Origin of the sequence: Acinetobacter sp. TR3, assembly GCF_027105055.1 — a bacterium.
GTDB lineage: Bacteria > Pseudomonadota > Gammaproteobacteria > Pseudomonadales > Moraxellaceae > Acinetobacter.
Genome location: NZ_CP114264.1, coordinates 2,091,194 through 2,103,807, shown reverse-complemented (window position 1 = coordinate 2,103,807; position 12,614 = coordinate 2,091,194). Strand labels below are relative to the sequence as shown.

The 12,614-nt window shown below is 38.1% G+C and carries 8 protein-coding genes; 2 read left to right on the top strand and 6 right to left on the bottom strand.

Annotated elements, in window-relative coordinates; all coding sequences use genetic code 11:
• Window positions 1-60: 60 nt before the first annotated feature.
• From O1449_RS09925 to map, 3 genes are all read right to left on the bottom strand, one after another.
• Window positions 61-1,410, bottom strand: coding sequence for an MFS transporter (locus O1449_RS09925; RefSeq protein ID WP_004661267.1), 1,350 nt, complete (start codon window positions 1,408-1,410; stop codon window positions 61-63).
• Window positions 1,411-1,799: 389 nt separating this feature from the next.
• Window positions 1,800-2,855, bottom strand: coding sequence for an OmpW/AlkL family protein (locus O1449_RS09920; RefSeq protein WP_269229989.1), 1,056 nt, complete (start codon window positions 2,853-2,855; stop codon window positions 1,800-1,802).
• Window positions 2,856-3,050: 195 nt separating this feature from the next.
• Window positions 3,051-3,875 carry a type I methionyl aminopeptidase gene (map, locus tag O1449_RS09915; RefSeq protein WP_269238211.1) on the bottom strand — a complete coding sequence of 275 codons (825 nt, stop codon included), beginning with the start codon at window positions 3,873-3,875 and terminating at the stop codon, window positions 3,051-3,053.
• 222 nt (window positions 3,876-4,097) lie between these two features.
• On the opposite strand from map, the gene rpsB reads away from it, so the two are divergent.
• On the top strand, window positions 4,098-4,850 hold the full coding sequence (gene rpsB, locus O1449_RS09910; protein WP_004661273.1) for a 30S ribosomal protein S2: 753 nt from the start codon (window positions 4,098-4,100) through the stop codon (window positions 4,848-4,850).
• 137 nt (window positions 4,851-4,987) lie between these two features.
• A complete protein-coding gene (gene tsf / locus O1449_RS09905; protein WP_136457768.1) occupies window positions 4,988-5,869 on the top strand; it encodes a translation elongation factor Ts in 882 nt (293 codons plus the stop codon).
• A gap of 74 nt (window positions 5,870-5,943) precedes the next feature.
• Here tsf and O1449_RS09900 read toward each other — a convergent pair whose 3' ends face one another.
• From O1449_RS09900 to O1449_RS09890, 3 genes are all read right to left on the bottom strand, one after another.
• Window positions 5,944-7,170: a multifunctional CCA addition/repair protein gene (locus tag O1449_RS09900; RefSeq protein WP_269229990.1), complete on the bottom strand. Its 1,227-nt coding sequence runs from the start codon at window positions 7,168-7,170 to the stop codon at window positions 5,944-5,946.
• A gap of 97 nt (window positions 7,171-7,267) precedes the next feature.
• The gene (locus tag O1449_RS09895) at window positions 7,268-9,538 is read right to left on the bottom strand and encodes an NADP-dependent malic enzyme (RefSeq protein ID WP_269238210.1); all 2,271 of its coding nucleotides are present in this window, start codon (window positions 9,536-9,538) and stop codon (window positions 7,268-7,270) included.
• 192 nt (window positions 9,539-9,730) lie between these two features.
• Window positions 9,731-12,607, bottom strand: a complete 2,877-nt coding sequence (locus tag O1449_RS09890) for an EAL domain-containing protein (RefSeq protein WP_269238209.1) — start codon at window positions 12,605-12,607, stop codon at window positions 9,731-9,733.
• Window positions 12,608-12,614: the final 7 nt, after the last annotated feature.

Here is a 12,614-nt window from a genome sequence, read left to right as displayed (position 1 = left end):
TAGATTTAATTTAGATTGTGTAGGGGAAAGGTAAGTTTCCCCGCACTAAGTGAATGATGATTAAGAGGTGACAGAGTTGCGTTCAAGCACAGCTTGGTCAAACAGTTGTTGTTCTTTCGTTTTATGTTCTACAGAGAAGCGGATGAGAATGACACCGAAGGCAGCCACAGTTACAAGACCACCTAAAATCATGAGGCAAGTTTGAACATCTAGTAAGCCTTTGAGTAAGAAGCCTGCTGCAACCGCACCAACATTACCACCAGCACCAATAATGCCCGCCACACCACCAAGTGCATTACGGTCAATGAAAGGAACTAAAGCATAAGTTGCTCCGCAAGACATATGCGTGAATAGCGCGAAGACAGTCATACTGATAATAGCAAGAGCTACAGTATTCATTTGTGAGAAGAGAATGAGGAACAAGCCTTCACATAAGATAAGAATAAATAATACTTTTGTACGACCATCTAAACCTTTTGAAATCGCAACTTTATCTGAAACAATTCCACCTAAAGCACGAGCGAATAAGGCAAGTAGACCAAAGATACCCGCAGTTAAACCTGCTTCTTTTAAACCCATGTTGAAGTGGTCGACATAGTACATTGCCGCAATGTTATGAATGAAGATTTCGATACCGAAACATGCTGCGTAAGAAACAAATAGAATCCAAACACGATAGTTACGAGCAGCTTGCATCAAGATAGCAACACCACCTTTTTTGCCACTACCAACTTCAACGCCATTTGCGCGTAATTCTTTGAAATCACCTTGTGGACAGTCTTGTGTAAGTTTCCAATAAAGTACACCAACAATTACCATCATAATGCCTGGTACAAGCAGCGCAATTCTCCAACCCATTGCTTGTTCAACGCCAAACATCACAATTGCACCGAGAATTAATGGCATGATTGCTTGTGTTGCACCTCCACCCGCATTTCCCCAACCTGCAGAAGCAGCATTGGCTGTGCCGACGACATTCGGTGCAAACATTACACTGGTGTGATATTGGGTGATGACAAAGCTCGCACCAATTGCACCGATTAAGAGACGGAAGAATAGGAAAGATTCGTAGGTATTTGCAGCAGCAACACCGAAAACAGGGATACTGCCAACAATGAGAAGAGCAGTATAGGTTTTGCGTGGTCCATATTTGTCACAGAGTGGACCAACAATCAGACGGATCAGAATTGTGATTGCAACCGCAGCGATATTGATGTTTGCGATTTGGTCTTTGGTTAGATTAAATTCACCTTTGATGACTGGCATTAATGGTGCACAAGCAAACCAAGCGAAGAAACATACAAAGAATGCGAGCCAAGTCATATGAAAAGCACGCATGGCAGGCGTTGAAAAGCTAAATAATTTTATTTCAGTTGCTTTCTTCGCATTTAGATTCATTTTTGAAGACATAACCTTCCCCTGAACTGAACGAAATATATTTTTGCTATGCAATATTTCTGCATACACAAACCGAACAGAACGGACTTCATTGGCCGCCAGCAAATTTTTATGAATCGTCGTTGATTCATGATGATTTTTAAAAGCAAGGAGTGTGCCAAAGAGTAAATTTGATCAAAATTTAAAATTAACTCTATAATTATTAATATATAATTATATTTACAATATTATTTGTATTGATGGATGCTATTTATCAATGAATCTCATATGCTTTATTGATATTCATGTTTCTTCATTATTTCGAAAATGATTGCAATTGGTGCATGTTTTTTATGCATGATGATTTAAAAGGTGGCGATAAATAAAAAAAACAGCCGAAGCTGTTTTTTTAAAAGTTTTGTCTAAAAACGATAGCCAACGCCTAAATAAGTAATGAGTGGATCTATATCAATTTTAGTATTTGCTTGGATCAACTCTTTACCTGTATTGCGGTCAGTCACATAGATTTTTGCTTCATTATTCATTTTTGAATAAGAAACTGATCCAACGGCAAACCAATTCGGATTGAAATCATAAGTTGCGCCTACTGTGACAATCGGAGCAAAAGTATCAGTCGCTTCCAATTTGACAATAGGATCTGCTGATGATGTCTTACCATCTAAGGCAGCTCCTGCTTTGCCGTCATGGATATTTTGGATCATGTGGCCAGCTTTTACTAAATCAGATTCTATGCCTGAGTTCATTTTAAGATCATTAAAATAAGCATACATTACACCTGCGCCAACGTAAGGTCGGAATTTATTCACGCCTGATTTACCAAACTGGTAATGGAGTTCTACCGCAGGTAGCCAAGCACGTGCAGTTGCTGCTTTGCCTCCTTGGGTCAGATCTGTGATGTGAAGATCCTGTTTTAAGTCAATATCACCTAAAATAGTACTTGCTGATCCACTCAATGGTGCATATATGTCACCTTTCCCTTTAATATCAACTTTTGGAGGAATTCCTGCCTTAATTTCTAGAGATAAATTATCAGTAAAGTGATAATTCGCCATAATACCGACGGTATCTACATTGTCCGCTTCTAAACCTGTACCTTGGCTTTGCCAGTTGGATAATCCTTTAATGGTAGCTGTACCTGTTGCAAGACCCGATACAGTATCGGTTGGCCATAAATTAATCGCGTCGTAAACGATTGGATTGGAATCTTTGACTGCTGCATCTAGTACGGCTTGTTTAGACACATCACCTACTTTAGATTGTGTTCCCTCAGCTACAGTCGTATTGATATTAATAGGATTTGCAGAACCTTGTGGCATGGCATGTAACCAACCAGCCGAAAGAGAGAAACGTTTGAAACCATCACCATCTTTTAAACTAAAATAAGGTGACTCCGCAAAGCTCATAGTGGGTAGGGTTGCAGCAATACCTATAGCAACACAAAGGATGTGTTTTTTCATAGTGAGGACTCCATGTCCGATTTATAAGGAACTTTTTATTCCACTCAAAATAAACCATTTTTACTAAATGGTTTGTTTAGTTAAAATTTATAATTGTTATGCTTATGAAGACTTTTGTTTGATTTAGATGAATTGATGAAGAAATTATGAATATGAAAAAAAGCTACCGAAGTAGCTTTTATTTAACGAAATAAATTACATAAAACGAGATAAATCTTCTTCAGGGCGAGCAGTAAGTACTTCGATGCCTGTTTCTGTTACCAAAATGGTATGTTCATACTGAGCTGAAAGCTTGTGGTCTTTAGTAACGACAGTCCATTTGTCACCTAAAAGTTTTGTTTGCCAAACCCCTGCATTGACCATTGGCTCAATGGTAAAGGTCATGCCTGCTTCTAAGCGCATACCCGTACCTTTCTGACCATAGTGTAAAACTTGTGGTTCATCATGGAAGACATTGCCAATACCATGACCACAATATTCACGCACAACACTAAAACGTTCAGACTCAACATATTGTTGGATTGCATGTCCAATATCGCCAAGATAAGAGCCGTCTTTAACCGTAGCCATACCACGATACATGGCTTCTTGTGCAACTTGGCAGAGACGATTCGCAAGAATAGAAGTCTCTCCACCAACGATATACATCATGTTGGTATCGCCGTGATAACCATCTTTAATGACTGTTACATCAATATTGAGAATATCACCATTTTTTAAAACTTTACTTTCAGAGGGAATACCATGACAAACGACATGGTTAACCGAAGTACAAATCGAATGTTGAAATGCTGGGCGACCAGGTGCAGCGCCATAACCAACACATGCAGGAATTGCTTGTTGTACATTTTCAATGTAATTACGACAAATTGTATCAAGTTCTAGGGTATTTACGCCTGCTTTAATATACGGCTTAATCATGTCTAAAATTTCAGCCGCCAGTTTTCCTGCAACACGCATCTTTTCAATTTCTTCGGGCGTTTTGATTAATCGACGAGGAGCTGTATAAGTCGTGTTCATGATCTCTAAAAACTTTTGGTAATTTACAAGCGTCTATGGTATAAATAGCCGCCTATTTTATCAAATGCTTTTCGTGACAATTTTGCTTATAAAAGTTGTGCGAAAAACTGATGAATAGTTATCAAAAATCCGCACATATATCGACACATTACTCTGGGTGCCTAGCAATAGGTGGAGAATGCGGATATATGGAGGCCTAACCCAAACTTTAAGGTAAAGAAAATGGCAGATTACAACGTAAGCATGCGCGACCTTCTTCAAGCAGGCGCACACTTTGGTCACCAAACTCGTTTTTGGAACCCAAAAATGCGTCAATATATTTTCGGCGCGCGTAACAAAATTCACATCATCAACCTTGAGCACACTGTTCCTGCGTTAAATGATGCTTTGAACTTTGTTAACAATCTTGCAAGCAAAAAGAACAAAGTATTGTTCGTTGGTACTAAACGTGCTGCTTCTAACATCATCCGTGAACAAGCTCAACGTGCTGGTCAACCTTATGTAGATCACCGTTGGTTAGGTGGTATGTTGACGAACTGGAAAACACTTCGCCAATCTATCAACCGTTTAAAAGATCTTCAAACTCAATCTCAAGATGGTACTTTTGCTAAGCTTACTAAACGTGAAGCTTTAGAGCGTACTCGTGAGATGGAAAAACTTGAACGTGCTTTAGGCGGCGTTAAAAACATGGGTGGTTTACCTGACGCATTATTTGTAATCGACGTTGATCACGAAGCGATTGCAATCAAAGAAGCGAAAAACTTAGGTATTCCTGTAATCGGTATCGTTGATACAAACTCTAACCCAGATAACGTTGATTATGTTATTCCTGGTAATGACGATGCGATCCGTGCAGTAACTTTATATGCATCAGCTATGGCAAATGCAATTCTTGCTGGTAAAGAATATGCTCAATCACAAGCGAATGCACAAGCTAAAGGCGATGACGCTGCAAAAGACGCTTCTGAGGCTTAATGCGGTTTGACGCAAGCTTGTCATTTTTGCGACATGTAATGGTGGCAAATTAAGCGTCGAGATTGCAAACGGTCCAGAGTTTCTTTGGGCCGTTTTTGTTGAACAGATTTATTTTCTACCGATTTTAGGAGATCAACATGACTGCAATTACTGCAAGCATGGTAAAAGAATTACGTGACCGTACTGGTCTTGCAATGATGGAATGCAAAAAAGCATTAACAGAAGCAGGCGGTGACATTGAACTTGCGATTGATAACCTTCGTAAATCAGGTCAAGCAAAAGCTGCTAAAAAAGCAGGTAACATTGCTGCTGATGGTGCGATCACTATCATCCAAAACGGTAATAAAGCAATTCTTGTTGAAGTTAACTGTCAAACTGACTTCGTTGCTAAAGACGAAAACTTCAAAAACTTCTCTGATAAAGTTGCTGCTGCTGCACTTGCTGCAAATGAAACTGATGCTGCAAAAATTGCTGAACTTAAGCTTGAAGATGGCGCAACTGTAGAAGAAGCTCGTGTTGCACTTGTTCAAAAAATTGGTGAAAACATTCAAGTTCGTCGTGCTCAAATCGTTGAAGGCGAAAACTTGGCTGTTTATAAGCACGGTTTAAAAATCGGTGTTGTTGTTTCTTACACAGGTGATGCTGACACTGGTAAAGGTATTGCAATGCACGTTGCTGCGTTCAATCCAGTTGCAGTAAATGCTGAATCTGTTTCTGCTGACTTGATCGCTAAAGAGAAAGAAATTGCTGAAGCGAAAGCATTAGAATCAGGCAAGCCTGCAAACATCGTTGAGAAAATGGTAACTGGTTCGGTTGAGAAATACTTGAACGAAGTTGCGCTTGATCGTCAAATGTATGTTATCGATAACGACAAGAAAGTTGCTGATGTATTAAAAGCAACTGGTACAGTTGTAGCTCAATTCGTTCGCTTCGAAGTAGGTGAAGGTATTGAGAAGAAAGCTGAAATGAGCTTTGCTGACGAAGTTGCTGCTGCTCAAGCTGCTGCTGCTGCTCAATAATTTATATTGAATCAGTAAAAGTTAAAAAACCCAGTCATTACGACTGGGTTTTTATTTATGTTAATTTTTTAAAACTATTCGCCATACTGTGCTTTAAATTTTGCTAAGGCTTCAATTCGATACTGAATCAGCATTTCACCAATTTCTGCACCTTGAATATGTTCAGGTAAATCCTGTGCTCTAATATTCCGAACAATCTCCATGGCATCCAAAATATACTGTGCTTGTGGGTAAGGACGATCTTCTAAACCTAATCGACCTTTAGCATCACATTCACAAGCTTGCACAAAAGCAATGACTTTTTCTGGTTTTCGTAAAACATCCAAGCGCTGTAGTAAACGCCATACAGTACCAGGTTTCAAATTTTTGATTTGATGGCATTTCAGATGTTCTTTGCAAACAATCAAAGCTAAATTTTTAAGATATGTGGGAACTTTCAAGCGTTCACAAACGTTTGTAACGGGTTCTAATCCACGTTCCTCATGCATGATATGCCGTGGTAATTCCTCAGTTGGGGTAAGTGCTTTCCCTAAATCATGCACCAAGACAGCAAAACGTACATCTAGTCCATAGTTGGCTTGACAAGCTTGTTTTAGCGCCATTAATGTATGAATACCGCAGTCTATTTCAGGGTGGTACTCTGGGCGTTGTGGAATACCGAATAACGCATCTATCTCAGGAAACAGTACTTTTAGCGCATCGCAATCTCTTAACGTTTGAAAATAGACATCTGCATGATCTTCCATCAATGCACGAGAAGTCTCTTTCCATACACGTTCAGGTGTTAAAGCATTCAGTTCCCCTGAATTGGCAATCCTTTTCATTAATTGCAAAGTTTCTTCTGCAATTTCAAATCCATAACTAGCATAACGAGCAGCGAAGCGAGCAACACGTAGCACACGTAAGGGATCTTCTGTAAATGCATCTGAAACATGGCGTAGGATTTTCTGATCAAGATCTTTTTGACCACCATATGGATCATAAACTTGTCCAGTTTCATCCATTGCCATTGCATTAATCGTTAAGTCACGGCGAATTAAATCTTCTTCTAATTTAACAGTGGTATCAGTAAAAAATTGGAATCCGTGATAACCAATGCCTGATTTTCTTTCAGTACGTGCTAGTGCATATTCTTCTTTTGTTTTTGGATGAAGAAATACAGGAAAATCCTTTCCAACGGGTTGGTAGCCTTCAGATAATAATTGTTCAGGTGTTGCTCCAACCACAACATAATCTTTTTCATGATAGGGGCGACCGAGTAAATGATCTCGAACAGCACCGCCTACTAAATAAACTTGCATAAAAAACCTCTATTCTTCACACAATCATGCTACAGAATAGAGGTTTTCTCAAGCACTAAGCATAGCTTTTAATGTTAAAAGCTATGCTTAAATTGTATCAGTTTTGGCTTTGCTGAATTTCAGCAACAGTTAAAGCTGTCATATTCACTAAACGGCGAGTTGTCGCAGTCGGTGTTAAAATATGTACTGGTTTTGCAGCACCTAAAAGAATAGGGCCGATTGTTACATTATTACCAGATGTTGCTTTTAATAAGTTGAATGAAATATTTGCAGAATCTAAATTCGGCATAATCAACAAGTTTGCTGAACCTTTAAAGCGTGAGTTTGGGAATGCAAAATGACGAATATTATCATCTAATGCAGCATCACCATGCATTTCACCTTCAACTTCAAGTTCTGGAGCTTGTTCAGAAAGTAAACGATAAACTTCACGCATTTTCTGAGCACTTGGATCAACTTGATCGCTTCCAAAACTTGAGTGAGACAGTAAAGCGACACGAGGGGTCATACCAAAACGACGCACTTCTTCGGCTGCTAAAATAGTCATCTCTGCAAGTTGTTCAGCAGTTGGATTGGTATTTACATAAGTGTCGGCAATAAACAAGTTGCGATCTTCAAGCATTAATGCATTGAGTGTAAAGAATGTACTACGACCATCTTTTAAACCGATCACGTTTTTAACGAAATCTAAATGGATATCGTAGCTCGCATAAGTACCACATAGCATACCATCAGCTTTGCCAAACTTAACTAGCAATGCGGCGATTAAGGTTGAACGACGACGTGCCTCACGTTGTGCGTATTCAACAGTTACACCTTTGCGTTGCATAATCTGGTGATAATCTTTCCAGAAATCATCATATAAAGGATTGTTTTCTTGATCGACAATCTCAATGTTCACGCCATGTTGTAAACGTAAACCAAGCTTTTTGATGTTGTCTTCGATCACAGCAGTACGACCAATCAAGACTGGCTTAGCTAAACCTTCATCAACTACGATTTGAACTGCACGTAATACACGTTGATCTTCACCTTCGGCATATGCAATACGTTTAGGGTCAGTTTTTGCTTGCGAGAAAATTGGTTTCATTAAGAATGCTGAGTTATATACAAACTCAGAAAGTCTTTGACGATATACAGAGAAATCTTCAATTGGACGTGTCGCAACACCAGAATCCATTGCAGCTTTAGCAACCGCAGGTGCGATTTCTAAAATCAAGCGTTGATCTAAAGGACGAGGAATCAAGTACTCACGACCAAATGATGCAGATTTTTCACCGTAAGTCGCAGCATCTGCTTCAATATGTGCCATACGTGCAATCGCATGTACACAAGCAATTTTCATATCTTCGTTGATCGTTGTAGCACCGACATCGAGTGCACCACGGAAAATATATGGGAAACAAAGTGCATTGTTTACTTGGTTTGGATAGTCTGAACGACCAGTTGCCATAATCACATCTGGGCGAACTTCGTGCGCATGTTCAGGTAAGATTTCTGGGTCTGGGTTTGCAAGTGCAAAAATAATTGGGTTTTCAGCCATTTCTTTAACCATTTCTTTGGTTAAAATTCCCGCTGCAGAAAGACCCAAGAACATATCTGCGCCAGCCATTACTTCATGTAATTGAGTCGCAGAAATATCTTGAACGTAACGTTTTTTCGATTCATCAAGTCCTTCACGTGAAGTTGTTAAAAGCCCACGAGAATCAGCTACAATAATATTCGATTTATTTACGCCTAATGCACAAAGTAAATCTAAACATGACAATGCAGCAGCACCAGCACCTGATGCAACGATTTTAATTTCATCAATTTTTTTATTAACGAGTTGTAAAGCATTCAATAACGCTGAACCTACGATAATACTTGTACCATGTTGGTCATCATGGAACACAGGAATTTTCATGCGTTCACGAAGTTTCTTCTCGATATAGAAACATTCTGGTGCTTTGATATCTTCTAGATTGATACCACCAAAAGTTGGTTCTAATGAAGCAACAATATCAACGATTTTGTCTGGATCATTTTCCGCAATTTCAATATCAAATACGTCAACACCAGCAAACTTCTTGAATAGAACACCTTTACCTTCCATAACAGGCTTAGAAGCAAGAGGACCAATGTTTCCTAAACCAAGCACGGCTGTACCATTACTCACGACGGCAACCAAATTTCCACGTGCTGTATATTTTGCAGCAGCAGAAGGGTCACGTTCAATTTCTAGACACGGAGCAGCAACACCAGGAGAATACGCAAGCGCTAAGTCTCGTTGGTTTACGAGTTGCTTACTCGGTGTCACGCTGATTTTTCCAGGTGTAGGAAATTCATGGTAATACAAAGCGGCTTCTTTTAAAGATTGATCGTCCATCTGAGTCTCGATTGTTCCGATAATAATCAGGCATATACATGGCTGATGATTATATTAAGATAAGTGCACAAGAATATAGCACTAGTTCATGTTTTCGCCCAGTCAAAAAAGCTTATTTTCACTGAACGTATAGGCTTATTGACAATTTATATTGGGTGTAAATTAAACTGCCAAAAAGCTCAAAATATGGTTTTAACTGGAATATCTTGCAATTGCTAGACGCATATGTTGCTGTAAGTATTCAGTTGCATGTACGGCAGTTAAGGGTTTGGCAAATAAGTAACCCTGTAATATGTCACAGTTTTGTCGTTTCAAATATTCACATTGCTGTTCTGTTTCAACGCCTTCAGCGACAACTTTTAAGCCAATTGTTTTACCCATGGCAATCATGGCATTAACAATCGCATCTTGTTTTGGATTACCAATTTTCGAAATAAATGCACGATCAATCTTTAAAATATCAATTGGATATTCAGTTAAATAAGCCAGAGAAGAATAGCCTGTGCCAAAGTCATCCAGTGCAATTGAAATATTACGTTCTTTCAATGCACACAAAATTGTTTTAACACTCTCAGTATTTTCTAAAAATGCTGACTCGGTAATTTCTAACTCTAAATTTTCACCTGTAATAGAGTATTGATCGAGTACGGCATCAATATCATGCAATAACTGACCACGCAAAATTTGTTGAGCAACAATGTTTACAGCAATGTGGATGTTCGTAAAACCTAGTTTTTGCCATTCTTGTAACTGTTTCGCTGCCTCATACAAGACAAATCGTCCAATATCAGAAATTAGACTGGTACTTTCTGCTAAAGGAATGAAAATATCGGGCATGATTAGACCTTTCGTTGGATGTTTCCAACGAATGAGTGCTTCAAATCCATTAATTTGACAATTCTGAGCAGTGATCTTTGGCTGGTAATATACAACGAGTTCATTGTTTTGAATCGCCTTTCTCAAGTCAAGCTCTAAATCAGTATGTTTAACGACGAAGTTAGTTCGCTCACTAGAATAATAGCGGATTGTATTTCCACCTAAGCGTTTGGCTTCTGTTAAGGCTTGCTCTGCATGGGTATTTAAGTTGTCAACTTGACGACCGTGTTCAGGGTAAATCGCAACTCCAATCGAAATACTGACCACATACTCTTGATTAGCGATATAAAAGGGTTTGCTAAAAGCTTCAACAATATTACTGCATAACTGATTAATTGGCGGATGTAACGGTGACATTTCATAAATGATTACAAAATCGTCTGCACTTAAATGTGAGACTAAAAGTGCATCAATATTACTGATACGCAAACGTTGTGCCACTTGCTTCAAAAGTTCATTACCCGCTTGATTGCTGAGTAATTCATTCAAGGCACGGAAACGGTCAATATTGAGTCGGATAACTGCTAAATTTTGTATTGAAGCCTCATTAACCAAATATTGATGCAGTTGCTGGTGATAATAGAAGCGATTAGGTAGATCGGTCAGGGTGTCATAATTGGTTAAATATGATAAACGTTGCTCTTGATGTTTACGCTCAGTTTGGTCAGAGACAATCCCGATATAATTAATCACACGATCTGATTCATCTTTTACAGCGTTCATATGGATCCAAAGGAAACATGATTTTTCAGAAAGATAAGTTTCCTGAAACTCACCTTCGTACTCATGTTCTTCTTGCAAAGTAGCAAGGATAGAAAGATGAAAATTATGATGATGTTGTTTATTTTGTTTAGTAATCTCAAAAAGTTGTTTTTCTAATATGAACTGTTTATCTAAACCCGTTAATTGTTCATATTTAGGATTAACTTCAAGATAGTGGAAGCTATCATCTAGAATAAAGATACCTTCTGAAGCTTGTTCGAATACACTCGCTGCTAATTTTAATCGTTCTTGGTCTTTCTTTTCTTGGTTAATATCACGATGAATACCGACCATGCGTAGGGGGGTCTCATCTTTAGGATTTCTTAAAATGACTTGACCAACATCATGAATCCAAACCCATTCACCACTCGGTCGTTTAATGCGGAAAGTTTCTTCGTAACGTTTAGTTTGGCCGCATAGGTGTTTGTAAAGTGTATTTTTAACACGTTCAACATCATCAGGATGTACGATTTTATGCAGCAACGAATAGTGATTCTCAGAATCACGTGTTACTTCTTTACAATGAGAATTGGTAATCCCAACAGTGTTATTTTCTAAATTCCATTCCCAAGGTCGAATACCCGCAGTTTCATGTGCAAAAGCCAAATTTTGACGATGTTCCTGCAAACTATTATTTATTTCTGTTAAATCAAAAGTGCGCTCGCGAACTTTTTGTTCTAATAAATGATTGTTAAATTGTAATTGAGCTTCAATATCTTTCGATTTATTCACTTCACGTTGTAATTGTTGGCAAAGTTCTTCGGTCCATTGATTGTGTTGTTCAGCTACATCGACCAATTGTTTATTTTTTTCTAAAACTTGGTATAAACGTTGGTGAATTTTAAAAGTTGCTTGCGCACATAAAAATGTCGCAAAGAAAGATGAATAATAAGCAAGATAAAAAAGCGTATGTTCTTGGTCACGATGTAAAATTTGAGAAAAAACTAATGGGGTAATACTTGGAATAAAAAATAAAAAGAAATATTTAACATGCTGGGTAAGAAAGGTCAGAGCAATAATATGTGAGGAGGTAAGTAGTAGTGCTGTTAAAGTTAAAATATGGGAACCAGATAAATTTGGTACATCTTTGATCAAAAAATAATTGATGATAATCGTACTGATACCCAGTAATAATCCTGTGAAAAAGCAAATAATTTGAAAAGCGATACGTGTCTTATGTGCAAACCTAACAGATGAATAATGTTTTATCGAAAAATGACAAATACAATAAAAGCAAAATAAAATGCTCAGGCAAATACTCATCCAAGTCGTAAAAATATTTATACTAAAAGAATAAAAAAATCCAAATAAAACATAATCTAAGAGAGAAATGAAAAACACACTCAATATAAATAGACGTACATGATTCGTATAGTTAATTTGATCCGTATCAACAAATGGTGGCAAATTTTTTTCATGAACCCCGAGCATACAAAGA